This is a genomic window from Capnocytophaga sputigena (assembly GCF_900446695.1).
Lineage (GTDB): Bacteria > Bacteroidota > Bacteroidia > Flavobacteriales > Flavobacteriaceae > Capnocytophaga > Capnocytophaga sputigena.
Window position 1 is genome coordinate 155412 of the sequence record NZ_UAVP01000009.1, and the last position, 21546, is coordinate 176957.

Consider the following 21546-nt stretch of genomic DNA (forward strand, 5'->3'; position numbering starts at 1 on the left):
ATTAATAAAAAAACATATATGAGCAAAAATGTATCCGACCAATTGGTCGAAATGTTAGTACAAGCAGGCGTAAAAAGAGTCTATGCTATTACTGGTGATAGCCTCAACCCTGTGAACGACGCCATCCGTCGCGATGGTCGCCTTGAGTGGATACACGTCCGCCACGAGGAATCAGCGGCTTATGCTGCCTCTATGGACGCCGAACTAAACGGCATAGGCTGTTGTATGGGAAGTTCAGGACCTGGACACGTGCACCTTATCAACGGACTCTACGATGCTAACCGCTCAGGGAACCCCGTAATTGCCATTGCCAGCACCTGCGCTACCCATAAATTTGGTACCAATTGGTTCCAAGAAACCAACCCCTTCTTGCTCTTCCAAGATTGCAGTAAATATGTGTATGTAGCCAATACCGCCAAGCAATTTACCACAATGATGCAACGCGCCATACAAACGGCTATCAACGAGAAAGGCGTGGCTGTATTAGGACTCCCTGGTGATGTGGCAGGCGCCGACCTTGAAGAGGTACCTACTGCTACACAAACCTTCTTAGCAAAACCCGTAGTGCGCCCTTCCGATAGTGAGCTTGACAAATTGGCAGCAGTACTCAATGACAACAAAAACAAGAAAATAGCCCTCTACTGCGGTCACGGCTGTCAGTATGCGGTGAAAGAAGTAGAACAGCTTGCCGAAACCCTTAAAGCGCCTATCGTGGCTTCTTTCCGTGGCAAAATATTCTTCGATCGCACCGATAGCCCTTATATAGCGGGAATGAATGGCTTGCTCGGACACCGTTCAGGTTATGATGCTTGCGCCAAAGCCGATGTGCTTGTAATGCTCGGCACCGACTTCCCTTATGCGGAGTTCTTGCCTAAGAAAAGCACTATTATCCAAATAGATGAACGTCCCGAGATTATCGGGCGTCGTGCCAAAGTAGATTACGGCTTTGCAGGCGATGTGAAAGATACCATTACCGCCTTATTGCCTAAACTCACCCCTCGCACCGATGATAGTTTCCTCAAAGAGATTCACAAAGAGTATTTGGAACTCGAAAAATCATTAGATGATTACACCAAAAAGAAAACTGAAGAGAACCAAATAGACCCTGAATATGCGGCTAAACTTTTGGATAAATATGCCGCCAACGATGCTATTTTCACCGTAGATACAGGTATGAATGTAGTGTGGGCAGCGCGCTTTATCAAAGGTACGGGCAAACGTTACCTCACTGGCTCTTTCAACCACGGTTCTATGGCAAACGCCCTCCCAATGGCAATTGGCGCAGCAGCTTCTTCCAATGGCAGACAAGTGGTAGCAATGTGTGGTGACGGCGGTCTATCAATGCTCTTGGGCGACTTGGCTACCCTAATGCAATACCAATACCCTGTGAAGATATTTGTGTTCAACAACCGTTCACTCGCAATGGTAAAACTCGAAATGGAAGTATCTGGCTATCTCGATTGGCAAACCAATATGGTAAACCCACCTTTTGATAAACTCGCCGAGTTGATGAACATCAAAGGCTATGAAGTACGCAAAACCGAAGATCTTGAAGCCACTGTAAAAGCAGCTTTCGAGCACGACGGACCTACTTTGGTGAATATCTACACCAATCGCGATACTTTAGCAATGCCCCCTCACATCACTTTTGAACAGATGAAAGGTTTTGCGACCAACATCATCAAAAAAATAGGACAAGGAGACTTTGCAGATGCCAAAGATAGTATTGCCAACAGTATGAAGCACGTCAAAGACGTGTTTTAGAAATTAATTTTGATAATAAAAAGCTGCTGAGCATCTTGCTTAGTAGCTTTTTTTTGTTTAATAGGAAAATTATTTATACTTTTGCAAAGTATTAACAATCTAATATATAAATTTATGATAATTAAAAAATTAATTTTTCTGTTTTGTTTCTTAGTGAGTATGAGTATCTATTCGCAAAATAGTCTTGAAGAAATGAAAGAACCTTACGTAAAGGTTGTAGATAATGACTATATCATAGAAGACTATACACTATATAGTGATGTAACAAACAAAAATTCTCTACAGATAAAAATAAAAGCAGAGGTAGAAAAGAACTTAATGCATCGAGATCATTTTATAAGAATTGTTACTAATACAGAGGAATTAATAACTTCTTTACTTTTACAAGAAATGAAAATTGATATAAAAAAATATAACATTAGAACGCTTAAAAAACCTATTGGAGAAGTTGATGTTGAAATAAAAGTCTATTTTACAAAGGAAGGAATGCAAATATCTTTTATTATACCCAATCAAGAGAGATTTAATCAAACCTTTACTTGGGAAGAATACTTTAAAACGTATTGATTTTTGACAATAAAGTAACTCAATAGTTTATATATTGTTTTGTTTAATAGGAAAATTATTTATACTTTTGCCTGCTGATTATTAAAATGGTATTAAGATGATTGAACAACCAGAAGTAAAGATAAAGCAAGCACGAGAAGTAAAAAGAGTTTCTCAAGACTTTGTCGCTGCTCAGTTAGGAATTTCTACACGCGCTTATTCAAAAATTGAATCAGGAGAGACGCAACTTACCATTACGCGCCTCAACGAAATATGTGCTATTCTGCAAGTAGACCCGATGAAAGTTTTAGGCTTCGACGATAAAAAAGTGTTCAACATCAATCATAACGAAACAGGTATAGGCGAATATCATTTGAATCAAATTCCCGAAAAATTAATAGCTCAATACGAAGAAACTATAGCTTCCCTGAAAGAGCAAATAGTAATGCTCAAAGAGATGCTTAATAAATAATAAAAAAAGCTGCCCTAAGGCAGCTTTTTATCGTTTTAGTTGAGTACCAACTTTTCAGTTTTGTTATCTCCTTTTTTCAAAGTAATAGAAACTCTTTTAGTTTTACTACTATTGTTAAGTGTATAGTGCGCTGAAAAAGTAAAAGTATTGGTCTCATTATTAACACTTGTGAATTGCGTTCCTTTATCAAGATTGGTAAAAGTAGCGTTACCTGTATCATCAGAAACTACTTGGAAGGTAGCGTGAAATGTTTCATCGCCCATCATATTCCAAGTATCTTGATCGTAAGCGTATACTCTCACTCCTTTTACGGGTTTACCTAAGAGGTCTACTAATTGAATAGTAGCAGAAGTTGCTTTGTCTTCATCCTTGTCTTTACTACACGCAAATGTGGTGATTGCTGTAAACAACAATACTGTTGTGTACATTAAAAATTTCTTCATTGGTTTGTGGATTATTGGTTATTACTGTGATTGTGTATTTCAATAGTCGTATTACCTGCATTCTGAGGTTGAGCTTGTTGAGGAGCATTCTCACGTTTTGCTTTGATTTTGATAGTTTCAGTGGTTACAATACCAGCTGTAATTCCACTAATCAAGAAATCAGCAAGGTTAGTACGAGTAACTACTTGACAGTTACCTGAAGAGGGTGTATTTACTTTAGTCCGTCCTACAGGAAGTAATCCCCAAAAAAGCCATACTTGTTTACCTTTGGCATACACATAATCTTCGGTAGGGGTTTCACGAAACTGCCCTACATCTGTTTTAGTGGTACGACAAGCATTTAATATTAGCAGTGCTGTACCAAGAATTAAAAATTTCTTCATTGGTTTATGAAAATTAATTGGTTACAAAATTGATTAGGGGAAAGAAACTGTAATTTCTCTGTTGTTTCTACTAAATTCAGCATCGTAAGAGCCTTCAGTAGGATAAAAAGCATAACCACTGTTTTGTCTCCAGCTTACGGTATAAGTTTCTAATGCTACCTCAAAAGTTCTTGTTGTTTTTCCTTCCATTACAAAAGTACTACTTCCTACTTTTACAGTATATGGATTTTTAGAATTGTTTTTAATGATAAGTGTTCCTTTTGCTTGATTATTACAGTTTTCAGTAGTATTGAGGGTTACTTGAACCATATTGCTATAAGCATTAGTAGTAAAACTACCTGTTTTAGTATGACCACAAGGGGTAGTAGCAGTATAGCTAAAACTTTTGTTTTGTTCAAGTTCAAAAACTACATAACCTTTAACACTACCTATTGTGTTAGTGCTTTTTGTTTGCCCTTCAATAGTTATTTTTACATTGTTTAGGTATTCATTACTATCTCTTACAAAGAATTCAACATTTACTTTTCTTGTTTGTGCTTGGCTTCCAGCAAGAGTAATAGTACTTTCTTTAGCAGTACCATCAATAGCGAGTTCTACTTCTTTGTAGTAAGGTGAAGAAGAAGTAACTACAAAAAATGTATATTTTTGATTGTTGTATGTAGGACGGAAGTCGCTGAAAGTAGCTATACCTTGTGCATTGGTAGTAGCATTTTTAGTAGAAGTTAAAAGATTTTCATTGCCATTACCTGTTTTAAGTCCATAACTGAGAGCTTGAAAAGTATAAGAATCAGCAGCATACACCTTTTTACCACTTACAGCAGCACCGTTGTTGACTACTTTTATCTTTACAGTATAATCCTTTGCAGTAGCAGTAAGAGCAATGGTATTATCGCCTTCTGCAATTGTTTTTTCTACTTCAGTAGAAAGATATTCATTGTCTTTTTCTACAATGAAATACAGCTTTCTACCTATATATTCTGATACATCAATAGTAGCACTACCATTGCTTACAGTAGCCTCTTTTACAGCTACGTGGCTTGATTTAAAAGTACTATTAGCTACGATTACTTTTATTCCATTAGTAACTCCTGATACAGTGATTTTTGCAGTAGCTTTTTTCGCAGCTGGTGCTGTACTATTAGAAGAGGTTTTAGTAAGGGTGCGTTTAGTAGTTTTACCATCTTCATCTTTTACTGAAACTACGATGTTATCCCCAGCTTTAGTAATATCTAAAAGTTCTTTCTTCCCTTGAACTACAAGATAAACCTTGCCATTTTCTACTGTATAATTAAAGGTGCCTCGATTTTCAGTACAAGTATTGTCCTCATCGTCATACTGATTGGTGATAAGAGTAACTTGATTTTTGGTAAAAACAAAAGACCCTTTTTTAACACAATTCCATTCAGTTTGGTGGCTAGCATTGTTAGAGAACTTCACTCCGTCATACTCAAATTCTACGTGAGACCACGTTCCGTTGAGAAAGTCGGGCGTAATAGCTGCTACAGTCTGACCACTATTGCTGTTGCCATTACCGCTCCCAGTGCCATTGCCACTGTTATTGCCGTTGTTGTCGCTCCCTCCATCGTCTTTGGAGCAACCGATAATCGTAAGTGCTATAAGTGAAAGCACCGTGAAAATTGTTGATAATCTTTTCATTATTTGAAACTTTATGAATTAAACGGGGCAAAAATACCACGGATAAAAAAGATACACAACACTTATTATTTCTTATTTTGAACTTATACTTCTTATTTTGAACTATTATAGAACGAATAATGAGAGATGAATATTAATTTTCCAATTAATTTCTTGTGTATTTCAAATAAAATAACTATATTTGCACTTTTAAAATAACTAAATGGTTATGGAAATAAGAAAAGATAAATATGTTGTCTACAAAAATGAATTTAACAATCATTACACCTATAATGATGAATACGTTTTTTTTAATGCTTTTTTACCGCATTTAACCAGAAATTATTGTGGTAACTTTTCGATAGATATGAAGGGAAAAGTCTCGGCTATCACCCCTAAAAACTCAGAAATTCAAGATCTGCTCTCTTCAAAAAAAGGCGTTGGAGAACTGGTTTTTAAATATATCTTAAACTATCAGGTTTTGGCGGAATTATCATCTTCTTCTAAATCAATAACTTCGGATGAAGTTCGCAGCCTTAGCGAAGCATTGAAAATGTTTATATTTTATCACAAACAGTGTGAGGATGAAATAGCCTCGCTTTTAGGAGCTTCTAATTTTAAAAAAGAAAACTATGATAGTGATCACTATTTGTTGGGCACCATAGATAGAACTATTTGGGATAAATTGATAGCTCTTACTAAAATGTACGACTTAAGTAGTGATAGAGATGAGCTGGGAAAATACAATTATACGGGGTATCATATCATAATGTATAATTTAGAAATTGAAGCAGGTTACAATATAAAAATGTGGATTGATGCTATAGAGCATTTATCTACTGACAAAGAAGTGATGCTTGGTTGGAAAATACCAGGAGACTTTGAAAGTAAGTTGGTTGTAGAAAAATTAATTTTTAATGCCCAAGAGTCTTATAATTTTCTTCACAATACAATGATACCTAAGGCGCTGTCTATATTCAAAGGATAGCTGTAGCACAATGGTTACAAAAGTTAGATAAATTAAAGAAAAGGCAAGCTGAAAGGCTTGCTTTTTGTATATTAAAACAGCGATAACTGTCCAGTGAAGAGTTCTTTGTGCTTGTTATGGCTGTTGGCGATGAGCAAATGGCGGAGTTTTGTGGGCTCCATAGTGCCTGCTAATGGGGTTGCCCCACTGCAAGTGATGAAGTATTTGGCTCGGCTAAGGGTTACTCCTATCTGTTTGAGACTGTAATAGGTGAGTTTTTGGAAGGTACGCGCTGCGAGTATCTTCTGTACCGACCGAACGCCTACCCCTGGAATGCGCAAAAGCATCTCACGAGGTGCGGTGTTTACATCTACCGGAAAGAGGTGTGGATGGCGCAATGCCCAAGCGAGTTTGGGGTCTATTTCTAAGTCGAGGAAGGGCTGACGTGTGTCTAAAATCTCATCGGGAGCAAAGCCATAGTAACGCATTAGCCAATCGGCTTGATAGAGACGATTTTCACGCACTATAGGCACCTGAGAGTGAATAGATGGCAATCGGCTGTCTTGCAATACCGGTACATATCCCGAATAGTACACCCGCTTCATCTCTAACTTATCATACATATAACTGGCGACTTTTATAATCTTCTGGTCAGTTTCATTAGTAGCGCCTATAATCATTTGGGTAGTTTGTCCGGCAGGGGCAAATTTTGGTGTATGCTTGAATTTTTTCTTTTCTACCGAGTGGATAGCCAATTCATTTTTCAGCTGCTGCATAGGGGTGATCATCTGCTGGTGATCTTTTTCGGGTGCAAGCAACTTGAGTCCTTCTTTGGTGGGGATTTCGAGGTTGATAGAAAGACGGTCGGCATAGAGTCCTGCCTCGTGAACGAGGGCTTCACTCGCCCCTGGAATCGTTTTTAGGTGGATATAGCCGTTGAAACGCTCTTCTAAGCGCAACTTTTTAGCTACGCGCACCAATCGTTCCATTGTAGTATCGGGGTCTTTGAACACTCCCGAGCTGAGGAACAAACCCTCTATATAATTTCGGCGGTAAAAGTTGATAGTAAGGTCTACCACTTCTTGCACGCTAAAAGCAGCGCGCTGTATGTCGTTGCTACGTCGCGATACACAGTACACACAATCGTAGATACAATGGTTGGTAAGGAGTATTTTGAGCAGAGAAATACACCTGCCGTCCTCGGTAAACGAGTGGCAGATGCCGAAGTTGGCTGCGTTGCCCAATTCACCTTTCACTGCCTTGCGCGAGCTTCCGCTACTGGAGCAAGAAACATCGTATTTGGCAGCATCGGCGAGGATCGCTAATTTTTCTTTAATGCGCTCAAAGTCCATTGTTAGGTGTCAGGTTTTAGGTGTCAGGTGTCAGGAAATGGGGGATAGGGGGTTCCACTGTTCGGGGTATTTTGGATTGATATCCTTGTAAAAATCATAAATTTCCTGCATAATACTCTCTTGAGAGCGCGTTTGCAGGTCGGTGAGGGAGATGGTTTTGCCTATGTAGATTGTTTTTTTCTTAAAATCGCCAGCCCCCAAAACCACAGGCACTTGGGCAGAAAGAGCGATATGGTAGAAGCCCATACGCCATTTGTTTACGCGAGAGCGCGTACCTTCGGGGGTTACCACTAAGCTGAAACTATCTTCTTTAAAGCGCTGAGTGATAAACTCGATGAGGTGGTTGTGCTGAGAGCGGTCAATACCTATGCCCCCCAATTTGCGTACGATCCAGCCGTACCACGCTTTGGTGTGGGCATCTTTGATAATGAGTTTGATAGGTTTTTCGAGCTTCCAATAAGCTAAAATCCCGAGAACGAATTCCCAGTTGGTAGTATGCGGAGCTACTACCAAAACACAGCGATTAAGGTTTTCTTTATCGCCTTGTAGTTCTATTTTCCAGCCCGTCACCCACAAGGCGAAAGAGCCAATCCATTTTTTAATCATAAACTGTCAATTTGCTGATTTGTCAATTTGTCAATTCTGAGGTAAGATGTTAAGAATGTTACAAAAAATAACAAACCTGAGATAATGGTTAAGAAATGCATTTTGTTGTTGAGATATTCCATTAAGCAATAGCCAGAAAAGCACAATGAAAGACACATCATTACGATAAGAACGATTTTTCTGCTGTTCATAACCTTGATTGTTTTAAATATTTACGGCAAAAATACAAATAATTAGGAAATTGACAAATTTGTAGAAGAGTTAGCGAAAAAACTTTTATGTCGCTAAAATAGAAAGACTTTGATAAAGTCTATAATTAAAGCAAGCTAACGCTCTTTTTCTTTATAGTTGTAAAAGATTACTTATTTTTCTTTTTAAAACTATCGTAGAGAATTATAATGAGATGGATTGACAATAGGAAAAAGAAAATAGGACTTAATACGTTATTTGAAAAAGCTTCATTTGGTAATTTAAGTAACACAAAAGGGAAAAGAATTACAACTAATATTGATAATACTTTTTGTAGTTTATTCTTCATTGCAAATATTATTTTAGTTTTGTTCTTCAATAGAGATATAAGAAAACCCTAAGTTGCGTAATATGGCTGTTATGTAACCAACTCCTACTATTGCATAGAGCAATCCGAATAATATTTTATTTCACACGCACGCGTGATGAGGCTACTAATGAGGCTAAAATGCCTAATACTACTATCGTAGCGAAAACAATTACCGTATTTAGTGCTGTAATAGCAACGGGGTAGGGGAGGGTAGGACTTATCTTCACAAACTCAAAATGTTGTTGCAATAGTACAATCGTTGCGCCTAATACAATCCCTAAAATAGCTCCTAATACTGATGCCATAGTCCCTTGCCAAAAAAATATTTGTCGCATTTGCTGTTCGTTCATACCCAGTGCATAGAGCGTTTGCAAATCTTCCTTTTTATCCAAAATCATCATAATAATTGCCCCTACAAGATTGAAAAGTGCAATAATGAGCACCAAAATAAAGATGAGATATACCGCTATGTTTTCGGTGTTGAGCATACGGTAAAGCGCATCGTTTAGCTGTACGCGGTTTTTTACCACTATAGGCTCGTGAAAAAGTTGGGGAAGTTGCTTGATTACTTCTTTTTCGTTCGCATTAGGCGCTAATTTCACTTCTATAGCCGATACTTGATTTTTGTTTGCACCCAACAAAAATTGCGCCTCTTCTAAGGATGAAAATACGTATTTCTTATCTAAATCTTCAGTAAGTTGGTAGATACCTTGCACAACCGAAAAGGCTTGTCGGTAAGGCATAGGGTCATTCAGGATACTGCCTTTACCAGCTTTGGGGACAACAATTTGTAAGGGAGAAGAGCCATCGGCGAGATTCAAGCCTAAGTTGTTGAAAATAGTACCTCCTACAATTACACTGGGGGGAGTGAGATCCCAATTGCCTAATACGAGGATGCTATCCACTGCATTTACCAATGGATACTCAGTGTCTACCCCTTTGATATAGGCAATGTGGTTCTTTTGGTTATGAGTGAGGAATACCTGTTCTTCTAATACTTTAGTGAAGTGAGCAACAGAGGAGAGTTGGCGTAAGTTTAGAGTGTCTTGTTTGGTAATCGATAGGTATTTGCCCGTTTTTGGGAAAATTTTCAGGTCGGGGTCGAAGGTAGAGGAGAAGGAGAGGGTAAATTCTTTAAGTCCGGCAAATCCTGCGAGCACGATAAATAGGGCAGCGCCACCCAGCACCACTACAAAGGCAGTAACCCTATTGATAATGTTGATAACGTTCTGTGAACTTTTGGCGAACATATAGCGCCTTGCTATGTAGAGAATGGGAGACATTTTTTAGGTAACAGGTAACAAGTAAAGCCAGCAAGGGCTCACAGCTAGGGTATGAGTAATAATTGGGGCAAAGGTAGCAATAATTTGCTAATTGGCAAATAGCTAAATTAACTCATTTAGAAAAGTGTCTATACTACTCTGAAATATTCCATTACTGCTTTGTACTCATCTTGATTGTATAGCAAAAATCTATTTGAGTGCGGTGGTAGATATGAGATATTTGTTCTTGTAATAATCGTTCTAAAAGCATATTTTATTCATAGTAATCTCTTGGTTTTGATAGCTGCTTCTAACTGATATATGTAAAAAGGCTTCTTTTCCTTTCCTAAGCCCAAAAACTTTATAAACCAAAGGTATGGAACCTTTGATTCACTATAAAAATAATCATCAAAAGGGAAGTCGCTGATGTCTACCTCAAAAGCCTCACTGAACGCGACCAACAAATCCTCAGCATCATCACCCTCAATATGCAGCTCTTTATTAAGGGTAGTTTGTGAAGAAAAAGCTTCTTTCCCTACAAACTTTTCAATGAGTTGTTGCAATTTCTCCCTCATAGCTTCCCCCAAGGATTATGTCATTTTTCTCTTGTAGAGCAAATCACGGTTTTCAATAGGGTTTTCTTCTTCTTTGAGTGATTGTTCAATGCCCTCGATGTATTGCAATGAGTCATCTATATAGAAGAATAACTCTGGCATACGGCGGAATTGGTGTTTGGTGATTTGTGAGAGTTCGTGTTTGATAAGGGGGGCGTTAGAAGTTACCCCTTTGAGCACCTCGGCAGCCTTTGCCTCTGGGAATACGCTGAGGTATACTTTAGCTACCGATAAATCTACAGTTACATTTACTTTAGTTACCGAAACGAGTAAATTTTGTTGCCCAGCATCACGTATGGATTGCTGCAACACTTTGGCTAATTCTTCTTGAATAATGCCTGCTATTTTCTTTTGTCTGTTGTTTTCCATTGTATATTTTATTAATTTGTAAATTAGCTGATTTGTGGGGCTTTCACACCTTTGCCAAAACTCACTTCACTTTTGTAAATACGCATTTCGTCGTATAAACCTGCATTGATAAATTGTTGCAGGGTGTATGCGCCTCCTTCTACGATAAGACTTTGGATGTTGCGCTGGTAGAGCAGGTCACAGATTTGTTGAGGTACATTGTGGGTGAAGTCGATGCCTATTATTTCTGTTTGTACCCCATAGTTTTTATCACTTACTTTTTCCTTGTTAGTTATGAAAAGCGTTGGTTGCAAGTCGTTCCACACTTTAAACTCTTTAGGAGAGCGCAAGTGAGGGTCGATAATTACCCGTAGCGGATTTTTGCCATACCAATCGCGGGTGTCGAGTGAAGGATTGTCGGCTAATACAGTGCCCACGCCTACTAATATAGCCTGTTCTTCACTGCGCATTTTGTGTACTTCTTGGCGTGTATAAACATCGGTAATCCACACAGGGGCAAGCGTATCTTTATGAGCAGGAGCGATAAAACCGTCCGCGGTTTCTGCCCATTTGAGGAAGATATAAGGGCGTTTTTTCTCGTGAAAAGTAAAAAATCGTTTGTTGAGTTCCCTACATTCTTTTTCCATCACCCCCACTGTTACTTCACAGCCTGCATCGCGCAGTTTTTCAATACCACGACCAGCCACTTTAGCAAAGGGGTCGGTAGTGCCAATGACCACACGGGGAATGCGGTGTGTGATAATCAAATCGGCACAAGGAGGTGTTTTGCCATAATGATTGCAAGGCTCCAAACTCACATAGAGCGTACTCTCTGCCAGTAGTGATTTGTCTTTCACCGAGGCAATAGCACGCACCTCGGCGTGAGGTTCACCTGCTTTTTGGTGCCAACCCTCACCGATGATTTTGCCATCGTGCACTATCACACAACCTACCAAAGGATTAGGATATGTAGTGCCAAGTCCATTATAAGCTAATTGTATACAGCGTTTTATCATAGATATTAGGGGGTAGGATTTAGGGAATAGGGTTTAGAGTTTAAGGATTAGATGTTTTTGCAAAGAGTTGATGATTTTTCCAATTTCTTGAATGAGAGAAATTGATTTTTCAATATCTTCTGATATCTGACACCTATCCCCTAATACCTAAATCCTTAAAACAAATCGTTTTCGGTGATGCTCTTGTCGTGTTTGGTATAGGCAGTAGGACGTTTGGCAAAGAAATCGTCGAGTTCGTTGCTAAATACCTCTTCTTCAAACCACATCATAGGTTTAGCCTCATCACCACTGATGTTGAAAGGCTTGTCTAAACCGAGTTGGGTAAGCGAGTCGTCAAGACGGTAACGCATATAGTTAGCGAGGTCTTTTTTGCTGAAGAATTCTAACTCGCCTTGTTCAAAAATCCAGTCGAGCATCTTGTCTTCCAAAAGAATGTAGTTGCGGATAAAATTAGTAGCTTCGTGCTCGGCAATGGTTTTCATTTCGGGGCGTTCTTCAAATATTTTTTTGAGGATATAAATACCAGCATTGGCGTGCAATTGCTCATCAATAGAAGTCCAAGCGATGATGTTGGCTACATTTTTCAAATAACCTTTGAAACGTGTGAACGACAAAATAGTAGCAAACTGACTGAACAAAGAGGCATTCTCTATAATAAGGGTGAAGAAAAGGATGCGCTCCATAGCATTCTCGCGGTTTTTAGCGAGGTATTCTTTTAGTATGTTGTTGCGCTCTTTGAAGATAGGCACTTCAAGAAGGTTTTCAAACTCGTTGTTGTAACCCAATACCTCCAATAAGCGTGCGTAGGCTTCGCTGTGGCGGAACTCACACTCGGCAAAGGTAGCGCCAAGTCCGTTAAATTCAGGTTTTGGGAAAAGGTCGTAGAGGTCTCCCCAAAAGGTTTTTACCGATACTTCTACCTGTGCAATACCTAATAAGGCACGCTTTACGGCTTCTTGTTCTACGGTCGATAAATTAGATTTAAAATCCTGAATATCGGCTGTAAATTCTACTTCAGAATGCACCCAGAACGATTTGTGCATAGCGTTTACAAACTCCATAACCTCTGGATATTCAAAAGGTTTGTAGTTCTCGCGTTTATCAAAAATTCCCATTTTTATTTAGTGTTTTTTTATAAATGTTTCAGGGGGCAAAGATAGATATAATTTGTCAATTTCCCAATTTGTCAATCAGTAAATTAATGGCAAAATGAGCTCTCCATTCAATTCATTATAGTGAAAATTTCCCAATCCGTTTAAAAATGCCATATTCTTTCCTCTCTAACTCTATTCACTGACTCCTATTTCCTAACTTTCAACCTGTTGATAACTCTGTTAATAACCTGTTGATTTTAATTGATAACTATTTCATTGCTGTTTTGCATTTTCTTCATACCTTTGCCCTCGCAAAACAGTAGAAAAATCATTTTAATAAAAAGTTATAAAACTATGGAAGAATTTGTAAAACTAATCGAACAAATTTTGTATATGGAAAACTTCAATACTGAAGTTACTCCTGATTTAAAAGAAAGATTTGTAGAGTTGTACAATAGCTACGGCAACAACGTACCTGATAAATACAGAGGTGACGTGAATAGAATGTACAACAAATACGCTGCAACTTCACAAGTAAGTAGTAATGCGTTTAGCTTTAGTTACTAATGAATGTGTTAGTAACAGGAGCTAACGGTCAGTTAGGCTCCGAAATACAAAACAACACACACCGTATAAGCAATTATTATTTTAGCGATGCCGACAGCTTGGACATTACAGATGCCCAAGCTATTCGTGCTTTTGTTCAACAACACGCTATTGACCTTATCGTGAATTGCGCTGCTTATACGAATGTGGACAAAGCCGAAGACGATTGTGCTACAGCCCAAGCTATCAATCACACCGCTGTTGCGCATCTGGCGAGCGTATGCAAGGAATTTCAGTTACCCCTTATCCATATTTCTACCGATTATGTATTTGGAGGTACTAAAAACACGCCCTATCGTGAAACCGATGCTACTCAACCTCTTGGCGTGTATGGTCGTACCAAATTAGCAGGTGAACAAGCTATTCAAAATAGTGGTATTGAACATCTTATCATCCGTACTTCTTGGCTTTACTCTCTTCGTTTTGGCAATAACTTTGTAAAAACAATCCAGCGACTTAGCAGTGAACGCCCTCAATTAAAAGTAGTAGCCGACCAAGTGGGAACACCTACTAATGCTGCCGATTTAGCCAATTTTATAGTGCAAGCTATAGAAAATGCTTGGTATCGAGGTAAACGAGAAGTGTATCATTTTTCTAATGAAGGAGTATGCTCGTGGTATGATTTTGCGGTAGCTATTGTAGCTGCCTCAGGCAATGCTTGTGAGGTATTACCTTGTACTTCAGCGGAGTTTCCTAGCAAAGTAACGCGTCCTTCCTATTCAGTATTAGACAAAACGAAACTTAAAACCGATTTTGGTTATCGCATTCCGTATTGGAGAGATAGTTTTTTGAAATAACATTTCTCTATGAAGAAATTCCCTCTTATCATACTTGGTATTTTAGGTCTTTTGGCTTTTACACTGCGCCATAAAGATGATATCTTCACAGACCCCGAATATATCGCTCAACTGCGAACGATGTATAGTTCTGGCGACCCTACAAAATGGGAAGCTCCTACCTTAGACAGTACTCTTGTAGCTGGTTTTCAAGATATAGGCTCTTTACCTCCAATGCCTTTTCCCGCTGATAATCCTTTCTCCGAAGATAAAAAAACATTGGGCAAACTGCTTTTTTTTGACCCCCATTTGTCGCGTTCAGCACAAATATCCTGCGCCTCTTGTCACGATTCGCAATTGGGTTGGGGTGATGGTCGCAGTGTGTCGTTTGGACATAATCGCCGTGCAGGGGTACGCAACGCAATGACTATTCTCAACACGGGCTATTACACTTCTTTTTTCTGGGACGGTAGGGCTGCTACTTTAGAAGCTCAAGCTTTAGGTCCTATGACCGACCCCGTGGAAATGCACTCTACCCAAGATTTATCCGTAAAACGCATTCGCAAAATTAAAGGCTACAAATCTTACTTTGTGAAAGCTTTTGGCGACGATAAGATAACTATTGAGCGTATTACCCAAGCTATCGCTACTTATGAACGCACTATTGTGAGTGGCAAGAGCAAATTCGACCGCTTTATCAGTGGGGATAAAAAACGCTTCACCGATGAGGAAGTTGTAGGCTTACACCTTTTCCGCACCAAAGCACGCTGCATCAATTGTCACAATACCCCTCTGTTCTCCGATAACCAGTTTCACAATGTAGGGCTTTCCTATTACGGACGTATGTACGAGGATTTAGGCAAATACAAACACTCTAAAAAGAAAGAAGATGTGGGGAGTTTTAGAACGCCATCGCTTAGAGAGGTGGCACGCACTGCCCCTTATATGCACAATGGCTTTATGCCCGACCTTGAGGGGATTGTGGAGATGTACAACATAGGAATGCCACGCCCTGAACCTCGCGAAAACCAAAAGAAAGATACACTTTTCCCTACTACCGACCGCCTATTGCAGCCTTTGAACCTCAGTAGAAAGGAAAAAGAAGCCTTGGTAGCTTTTCTCAAAACACTTTCTTCACCAGCTTACCACGAACGAATGCCCGAACTCCCCCAATAATGACTACTATCGACCTACAGAAATACCAGCACTTTTCATTTGATATGTGGCTCACAATCATCCGCTCTCACCCTGCTTTCAAAGAAGAACGAGACCGATGGTTGCGCCGCTATTTTAGCATTACAGCACCTTTAGAAGAGGTGCACAAAGCCATACGTACGGTAGATTTGCAAGCTAATGCCGAAAGTGAACGCACGGGGCTGCACATCCCTCAGCAAGTGCTTTTTGAGAGAGTACTCACGCTGTTGAATGTTCCCATAGATGAAAAGATTGATTGGGAAGCGTGTTTTGCAGAACAGGAAACACTTTTTTTGCATTATATGCCTCAGTTGTTAGACCCTAAAATAGATGAGCTTTTCGCCAAAATTCAATCGCAAGGCAAAACTATAAGTCTGTTGAGTAATACGGCTTTCATTAAGGGGAAGACCTTGCATAAGGTATTGGCGTACTACGGATTAGCGTCCTATTTTTCGTTTGAACTCTATTCTGATGAAGAGGGAATTGCCAAACCTAACCCCGCGATTTTCCAAAAGGCTTATGAACTTACTAACGCCTTGCGCCCCGTTGAAAAAACTCAATGGATACACATAGGCGACAACCTTATCGCCGATATACAAGGTGCTACCAATGCAGGTTTGTGCGCCTTTCTTATCTCTTAACTCTTATTTAAATTAAATGAATAAACGTTTTAGTCTGCACTCTATAGAGAGCGCTGAGGCTTGTACTTTTAGCGAAGCCGCCTACAGTAGATTTAAATTTGGCGACACAGCTGTTGCCGAACAATTTGGCAAAGAACTCTTTGCAGGGTTTATCGCCCAACACAGTGATTTTATTTTAGCACAAGATGAAATTGTGCTTTTGCCAAGTCCGTATTACGCAATCCCTACTGCATCCGACTATCTGTGTCATTATTTTAAGAAAGAACTGAACTACTTTCTTTTTCAGCACGACCGCAAATCTTGCGTAACTGCCAAAATACACCGCAATCAAACCTACGTGCAGGATTATGGCAATATGAGCTACGAACAACGCGTAAACCTCATTGCCAATGATACTTATTACATTGATCGCACTTTTATTGAAGGGAAATGCTGCTTGCTGATAGACGATATCAAAATCACCGGTAGCCACGAGCACACCGTGAACCGCATTCTTAAACAATACAACGTACAAGGCGATTTCTTTTTCTTGTACTATGCTGAACTTACCAATAAGGATATAGACCCTAAAATTGAAAATCACTTCAATTATTTTGCTATCGAAACTCCTACTGATCTTATTGAACTGATGAAAAGCGAGCGTTTTGCTTTCAATACACGCATCATTAAGTATATTTTATTACTTCCTGAAGCTGAGTGTGAAAAAATATATAAAGCTATAACTGAAACCCAACGAAAAGAGATTTTTGAATGGGCAATTAGCAATAATTATCACCAAATAGCTGAATATAGGACTAATTTACTAAAAGTAGCGCCTTAATTTTGAAGATTTTAGTATACGATAGTACTTTTGAAGGCTTCCTCACAGCGGTTTTTGTAGTTTTTGAATACCGTTATGAGGAAGTTGCTATCGTTGCCCAACACCTATTTGCTCCCTCGCTGTTTGAGGAAGCAATAACTGTATACACCGATGCAGCTAAAGCTGAACGCGTGCTGAACAAAATAGAACAATGTTGGGGAAAAGAAGGAAAAGCAGTGGTGTTGAGGGCTTTCCTATCGGAAGAAGAGGGAATGGAAAACAATCTGTTAGCCGCTATCCGGTTGATGATACAATATCCTGAAGAACAAGTGCTTGAAAACTATGGAAACACAGCTATTGCTGCCATACAAAAGGCTGCCAAAAGTGTAGGCAGAGAAGTACACCGTATGAAAGAGTTTGTGCGTTTTGAGAAGGTAGGCGATTTATATTTTGCCAAAATAGTTCCTGAGTACGATGTGCTGGCTTTGGTAGTTCCTCACTTCAAAAATAGATTTTCTGACCAGCAGTGGGTACTCTATGACCCGCAACGCGCTTATGGTTTTGCTTACAATTTAAAAGAAGTCTTTCCCTTTACTCCTGTCGATAAACAATTTGGGAAGCTATCCACCTCCCTGTCCGACGGCTATGAAATGCTTTGGAAAACTTATTTCCAGCACATCAACATAGCCGAACGCAAGAACAGCAAGTACCAGCTCAGGAATATGCCTAAGCGTTATTGGCAGTACTTGCCCGAAGTTTAAAATGAAAGGGAAAGAGGTCTATCGGTAGAGAAAATTTGAATACCTTTTTGCGCCCATTCTTTGTAAAGATGGTCACCTTTAGCTGCCGCACGTTTGTCTAAGTTTCCTAAAGTACCCAAAATAGCAGGGATTTTCAGTTCGTTCAAACGTTGGTAGAGCGCATCGGGAGCTACTTTGATACCCGTGAAAGCTACCAATTTTTCTTTGGGGATACCCGTTTGCAATATGCGTTCTAATTCATCGTTGTTACGCACACTTACCGAGAGCAACATCTCTGGAGCCACTTTGTAGAGCGCTTTGGCTTGCTCGGTGTTATAGCTGATGAGCACCACTTGGGCTTCCATACCTTCAGCACGTACTAAATCTACTACTTTTTGGTAAGAAATTCCTTTTTTGAAATCGAGCATTAGGTATCCGTGATTGGCTTTACACCACGCTAATACATCTTTTAGATAAGGGATTTTAAACTGAGTTACATTGCCAAATTCATCTTTTAGATTTTCTTTGAGCAAATCGGCGGTAGGCATAGCCGAAACTTCACCTTTGCCCGTTGCAGTACGACCCAAATTGTTGTCGTGCATCAAAAGCAAATCGCCATCGGCACTTTCAAAAATATCAATTTCAAAACTGTGCACTCCCTTAGAAGAAAGATACTGAATGCTTTCCAAACAGTTTTCGGGGTATCCTTTGAGACCTTCCCCGCCGCCACCGCGGTGAGCCGATACAATAGGTTTGGCAGCAAAGTAGATTTGGTTTGTAATCTCTTGCTGAGCGATAATCTGTCCTGTTGCAGGAGCCGAAGTGTTTTTGCAGGCTATGGCGCAAAAAAGGAGTCCTATAAATGATAAAAATTTCTTCATCAGTGTTTATTTCTTCTTATTTTTCTTAGTAGTTTTAGTATTTTGGGTATTTTTAGTGTCTAATAAAGGAAGATATTGGCTATAACCTTCTTTTTTCATATCTTCTTTAGGGATAAAGCGCAACGATGCACTATTGATGCAGTAACGCAAGCCGCCTTTATCTTTAGGTCCGTCGTTGAACACGTGCCCTAAGTGAGCATCGCCTAATTTGCTGCGCACTTCGGTACGGGTCATATTGTGAGAAGTATCCGTTTTTTCAGCGATGAGCTTGTTGTCAATAGGTTTAGAGAAACTTGGCCATCCACATCCTGATTCAAACTTATCGGTAGAGACAAAAAGCGGTTCACCAGTGGTGATATCCACGTAAATACCTTCGCGGAACTCATCGTAATAAGCATTAGCAAACGGACGCTCGGTGGCGCTTTCTTGGGTTACAGCGTATTGTTCGGGGGTGAGCTGCTTGCGTAGGTCGGCTTTAGAAGCTTTTTTGAAAGTCTTCTCGGCAGGAGCGGGATTTGCTTGGCGAGCCAACTCAAACAAAGCGGGTGAAATATGGCAATATCCTTGCGGATTTTTGTCTAAATAATCTTGGTGATATTCTTCGGCTTTGTAGAAATTTTTTAGCGGAAGTACCTCTACCACTATGGGTTGGGAGTATTGTTTTGCCACTATGGCAATAGCTTTCTCGATAAGAGGTTTTTCGGCTTCATTTATGTAGTAGATACCCGTGCGGTACTGAGTGCCGTGGTCGTTGCCCTGTTTGTTGAGGGACGTAGGGTCGATGATTTTGAAATAGAGGTCGAGTAGTTGGTTCAGGTTGATGAGTTGAGGATCGTAGGTAACTTTCACCGTTTCGGCAAAACCTGTATCGCCCACGCACACTTGGCGGTAGCTGGGCGCTTGCGAGAGGTTGCCATTGGCATAACCTACTTCGGTAGCGAGTACTCCGCGTATTTGCTTGAAAAAGTGTTCAGTGCCCCAAAAGCAGCCTCCTGCAAAATAAATATCGGTAGTATTCTTATTGGAGTAATTTTGTTCTTTCATCTCGTTGTTGAGGTTCTTGTTGTTAGTTGAAACTTGTTGGTTAGTAGCGGTTCCGTTAGCGCATCCTAAAGTGAAGACACTTGCCAAAAGGCTAAAAAAAAAGGTTTTCATTTGCTGTTGTTGATTATTAGTTTTTCAGTTGGCAATTTCCTCAAAAACAGTGCCAATACTAATTCTCAAAGACAAACTTTTTTCCGTCTTCAGCTAAAAAAACATTCTTAAAAACCTCTTGGGCTTCTTGTTTAAACATATTTACATCGGGGTAGCGAGAAGAGTAGTGCCCTAAAATAAGCGCTTCGGACTGAGCATTTTTGGCGACAAGCCCTGCTTGGTAGGCAGTAGCGTGCATTGTTTTAGCAGCGAGTTCTTCATTGATTTTCAAGAAAGTAGATTCGTGATAAATCACTCTTGTTCCTCGTATTTCGGTTGCCAAATCTTCTAAATAAACGGTGTCGCTGCAATAGGCATAACTTTGCGGACGATGAGGCTCGAAAGTGAGTTCAGTATTAGCAATAGTTTTACCATTTTCTAAAATGATGTCTTTTCCGTTTTTGATATTCTGATAATCACATACTTCAATCTCGGGGTATTGGGCGATAGCATCCATATTCAGGCGGCGTTCACCTTCTTTTTCTTGAAATAGGAAACCATTGGTATAGACGCGGTGTTGCAACGGAATAGTGCGCACTAGCACTTTGTCATCTTCGTATAAGAGTTCAGAATTTTTAGAAGATAGTTCGTGAAAATACAAAGGGAAAGGCGTGTAAGCCCCACCGAGTTTGAGCACGAGTAGCACCGCTTCTTTGATGCCTTTAGGTCCGTAGATATGCATTTCGGCTTCACGACCAAGGAGTTGGAAAGTAGAAATAAGTCCAAAAAGTCCATAGAAATGGTCGCCGTGGAGGTGAGATATGAAGATGTGCTTGATACGGGAGAATTTAGCATTGGCATTGCGGAGAGCGATTTGGGTAGCCTCTCCACAATCGATGAGGAACAGATGACCGCGCATTTCGAGCAGTTGAGCCGAGGGGCGGGCATTAGAGCGAGGGGTCGCACTGTGGCAACCTAAGATAGTTACTTCCATAAGTCGCGTTCTATTTCGTCAAGTTCAATAAGGTCGTAGGCTTCTTGTAGGGTAGGGGCGATGTGCAGGCTGAGTTCAAAATCTTCGAGAGCCAAAGCGCGTTGCACCACCACCACCGATTTTGCTTGTTGCTGGCTGTACTGTTTTGCAAACGAAGCAAGCGGTTTGAGGTCTTTTTTGAGCCAGTGTTCCTCTTCGGGTAGTGTAATGATAATATGCTGAGGTTTTTGGGTAGCGCTGAATGTTGCCAGCCAAGAAGGGAGTTGTGATTTATTGAGGGTAATTTCGGTAGTTTCTTTCATTAGTACAAATTTCCCGCAAAATTATAAATAATATTTTAAAGGACAAAGGAATCTATTAAAAAAGAGGCAAGTGCGCAGATTATTAGAATGCAAGAGTGGAAGTTAAAAAAGAATAGGAATAGAATTGAAATATGAAGTCTCAAAATTACACTACATACCTTGTCAAAGCCCTTAACGCTTGTCGTGTTAGGGATTTTAACAAAGTGTAATGATTTAAACTGTAAAACTTTATTGTTTTAGAGTCATTTCAGTGCTGGCATTGTCTATTTTAACTCTGTCTTTTCCCAATTGGTAGCCTATTACAAAGAGCATAATTATTGTGAAAACAACAGAAAATACTAATTTTTTTTCTTTGTTTTTATTGCGTAAAGAATAGATTAAACATACAGCAGAAAATATTGCAAGTATCCACATAAAA

General features: G+C 39.7%; 24 protein-coding genes. 10 read left to right on the forward strand and 14 right to left on the reverse strand.

Going from position 1 to position 21546, the window contains the following annotated elements; translation table 11 throughout:
- The first annotated feature begins 18 nt into the window (after nucleotides 1-18).
- The 3 genes from DR017_RS10855 to DR017_RS10865 all read left to right on the forward strand — a co-directional run bounded on the left by DR017_RS10855 (nucleotide 19) and on the right by DR017_RS10865 (nucleotide 2782).
- A complete protein-coding gene (locus DR017_RS10855; RefSeq protein ID WP_002678607.1) occupies nucleotides 19-1764 on the forward strand; it encodes a thiamine pyrophosphate-dependent enzyme in 1746 nt (581 codons plus the stop codon).
- A gap of 192 nt (nucleotides 1765-1956) precedes the next feature.
- On the forward strand, nucleotides 1957-2331 hold the full coding sequence (locus tag DR017_RS10860) for a hypothetical protein (RefSeq protein WP_002678417.1): 375 nt from the start codon (nucleotides 1957-1959) through the stop codon (nucleotides 2329-2331).
- Nucleotides 2332-2428: 97 nt separating this feature from the next.
- Nucleotides 2429-2782 (forward strand): helix-turn-helix domain-containing protein, encoded by a 354-nt coding sequence (locus DR017_RS10865; protein WP_002678559.1) that lies wholly within the window; start codon nucleotides 2429-2431, stop codon nucleotides 2780-2782.
- A 35-nt stretch (nucleotides 2783-2817) separates the two neighbouring features.
- Here the strand turns inward: DR017_RS10865 and DR017_RS10870 are convergent, their stop codons facing one another.
- Genes DR017_RS10870 through DR017_RS10880 form a run of 3 tightly spaced genes read right to left on the reverse strand, consistent with a single transcriptional unit; the run spans nucleotide 2818 to nucleotide 5264 of the window.
- On the reverse strand, nucleotides 2818-3225 hold the full coding sequence (locus tag DR017_RS10870; RefSeq protein ID WP_002678400.1) for a hypothetical protein: 408 nt from the start codon (nucleotides 3223-3225) through the stop codon (nucleotides 2818-2820).
- Nucleotides 3226-3236: 11 nt separating this feature from the next.
- The gene (locus DR017_RS10875; RefSeq protein WP_002678458.1) at nucleotides 3237-3608 is read right to left on the reverse strand and encodes a hypothetical protein; all 372 of its coding nucleotides are present in this window, start codon (nucleotides 3606-3608) and stop codon (nucleotides 3237-3239) included.
- A 33-nt stretch (nucleotides 3609-3641) separates the two neighbouring features.
- The gene (locus DR017_RS10880) at nucleotides 3642-5264 is read right to left on the reverse strand and encodes a lipocalin family protein (protein WP_040360906.1); all 1623 of its coding nucleotides are present in this window, start codon (nucleotides 5262-5264) and stop codon (nucleotides 3642-3644) included.
- A gap of 208 nt (nucleotides 5265-5472) precedes the next feature.
- On the opposite strand from DR017_RS10880, the gene DR017_RS10885 reads away from it, so the two are divergent.
- A complete protein-coding gene (locus tag DR017_RS10885) occupies nucleotides 5473-6231 on the forward strand; it encodes a DNA-binding protein (RefSeq protein ID WP_100066526.1) in 759 nt (252 codons plus the stop codon).
- 71 nt (nucleotides 6232-6302) lie between these two features.
- Here the strand turns inward: DR017_RS10885 and DR017_RS10890 are convergent, their stop codons facing one another.
- The 7 genes from DR017_RS10890 to DR017_RS10930 form a co-directional block, all read right to left on the reverse strand.
- Nucleotides 6303-7562 carry a putative DNA modification/repair radical SAM protein gene (locus DR017_RS10890; protein ID WP_002678389.1) on the reverse strand — a complete coding sequence of 420 codons (1260 nt, stop codon included), beginning with the start codon at nucleotides 7560-7562 and terminating at the stop codon, nucleotides 6303-6305.
- Nucleotides 7563-7592: 30 nt separating this feature from the next.
- Nucleotides 7593-8165: a 1-acyl-sn-glycerol-3-phosphate acyltransferase gene (locus tag DR017_RS10895; RefSeq protein ID WP_172458408.1), complete on the reverse strand. Its 573-nt coding sequence runs from the start codon at nucleotides 8163-8165 to the stop codon at nucleotides 7593-7595.
- A gap of 657 nt (nucleotides 8166-8822) precedes the next feature.
- The gene (locus DR017_RS10905; protein WP_081450859.1) at nucleotides 8823-9977 is read right to left on the reverse strand and encodes an ABC transporter permease; all 1155 of its coding nucleotides are present in this window, start codon (nucleotides 9975-9977) and stop codon (nucleotides 8823-8825) included.
- 290 nt (nucleotides 9978-10267) lie between these two features.
- Nucleotides 10268-10564, reverse strand: coding sequence for a DUF1493 family protein (locus DR017_RS10910; RefSeq protein ID WP_040360944.1), 297 nt, complete (start codon nucleotides 10562-10564; stop codon nucleotides 10268-10270).
- A 15-nt stretch (nucleotides 10565-10579) separates the two neighbouring features.
- Nucleotides 10580-10972 carry a 30S ribosome-binding factor RbfA gene (gene rbfA, locus DR017_RS10915; protein WP_002678496.1) on the reverse strand — a complete coding sequence of 131 codons (393 nt, stop codon included), beginning with the start codon at nucleotides 10970-10972 and terminating at the stop codon, nucleotides 10580-10582.
- A 23-nt stretch (nucleotides 10973-10995) separates the two neighbouring features.
- Nucleotides 10996-11967 carry a bifunctional diaminohydroxyphosphoribosylaminopyrimidine deaminase/5-amino-6-(5-phosphoribosylamino)uracil reductase RibD gene (gene ribD / locus DR017_RS10920; protein WP_002678368.1) on the reverse strand — a complete coding sequence of 324 codons (972 nt, stop codon included), beginning with the start codon at nucleotides 11965-11967 and terminating at the stop codon, nucleotides 10996-10998.
- 155 nt (nucleotides 11968-12122) lie between these two features.
- Nucleotides 12123-13082, reverse strand: coding sequence for a ribonucleotide-diphosphate reductase subunit beta (locus tag DR017_RS10930; RefSeq protein WP_002678478.1), 960 nt, complete (start codon nucleotides 13080-13082; stop codon nucleotides 12123-12125).
- A 333-nt stretch (nucleotides 13083-13415) separates the two neighbouring features.
- Here DR017_RS10930 and DR017_RS10935 point away from each other — a divergent pair, with 333 nt between their 5' ends.
- From DR017_RS10935 to DR017_RS10960, 6 genes are read left to right on the forward strand one after another with little or no spacing between them, the layout of a single operon-like run.
- Complete coding sequence (locus tag DR017_RS10935; RefSeq protein WP_002678545.1) at nucleotides 13416-13628, forward strand: hypothetical protein; 213 nt, start codon at nucleotides 13416-13418, stop codon at nucleotides 13626-13628.
- Nucleotides 13628-14464 carry a dTDP-4-dehydrorhamnose reductase gene (rfbD, locus tag DR017_RS10940; RefSeq protein WP_002678578.1) on the forward strand — a complete coding sequence of 279 codons (837 nt, stop codon included), beginning with the start codon at nucleotides 13628-13630 and terminating at the stop codon, nucleotides 14462-14464. Before DR017_RS10935 ends, rfbD begins: the two co-directional genes overlap by 1 nt.
- A gap of 9 nt (nucleotides 14465-14473) precedes the next feature.
- Nucleotides 14474-15619: a cytochrome-c peroxidase gene (locus DR017_RS10945; RefSeq protein ID WP_002678447.1), complete on the forward strand. Its 1146-nt coding sequence runs from the start codon at nucleotides 14474-14476 to the stop codon at nucleotides 15617-15619.
- Nucleotides 15619-16278 (forward strand): HAD family hydrolase, encoded by a 660-nt coding sequence (locus tag DR017_RS10950; protein ID WP_002678347.1) that lies wholly within the window; start codon nucleotides 15619-15621, stop codon nucleotides 16276-16278. The genes DR017_RS10945 and DR017_RS10950 overlap by 1 nt, the downstream gene beginning before the upstream one ends.
- A gap of 16 nt (nucleotides 16279-16294) precedes the next feature.
- The gene (locus DR017_RS10955; protein WP_002678382.1) at nucleotides 16295-17098 is read left to right on the forward strand and encodes a phosphoribosyltransferase family protein; all 804 of its coding nucleotides are present in this window, start codon (nucleotides 16295-16297) and stop codon (nucleotides 17096-17098) included.
- A gap of 2 nt (nucleotides 17099-17100) precedes the next feature.
- Nucleotides 17101-17838 (forward strand): TIGR03915 family putative DNA repair protein, encoded by a 738-nt coding sequence (locus tag DR017_RS10960; RefSeq protein WP_002678621.1) that lies wholly within the window; start codon nucleotides 17101-17103, stop codon nucleotides 17836-17838.
- On the opposite strand, the gene DR017_RS10965 is transcribed toward DR017_RS10960, so the two are convergent.
- The 4 genes from DR017_RS10965 to DR017_RS10980 all read right to left on the reverse strand — a co-directional run bounded on the left by DR017_RS10965 (nucleotide 17835) and on the right by DR017_RS10980 (nucleotide 21128).
- On the reverse strand, nucleotides 17835-18698 hold the full coding sequence (locus DR017_RS10965) for a glycerophosphodiester phosphodiesterase family protein (RefSeq protein ID WP_002678457.1): 864 nt from the start codon (nucleotides 18696-18698) through the stop codon (nucleotides 17835-17837). The two genes, DR017_RS10960 and DR017_RS10965, sit on opposite strands and share 4 nt — an antisense overlap.
- Nucleotides 18699-18704: 6 nt before the next feature.
- The gene (msrB, locus tag DR017_RS10970; RefSeq protein WP_370443777.1) at nucleotides 18705-19742 is read right to left on the reverse strand and encodes a peptide-methionine (R)-S-oxide reductase MsrB; all 1038 of its coding nucleotides are present in this window, start codon (nucleotides 19740-19742) and stop codon (nucleotides 18705-18707) included.
- Nucleotides 19743-19911: 169 nt separating this feature from the next.
- A complete protein-coding gene (locus DR017_RS10975) occupies nucleotides 19912-20826 on the reverse strand; it encodes a ribonuclease Z (protein WP_002678386.1) in 915 nt (304 codons plus the stop codon).
- Nucleotides 20817-21128: a hypothetical protein gene (locus tag DR017_RS10980; protein WP_002678453.1), complete on the reverse strand. Its 312-nt coding sequence runs from the start codon at nucleotides 21126-21128 to the stop codon at nucleotides 20817-20819. The genes DR017_RS10975 and DR017_RS10980 overlap by 10 nt, the downstream gene beginning before the upstream one ends.
- Nucleotides 21129-21546: the final 418 nt, after the last annotated feature.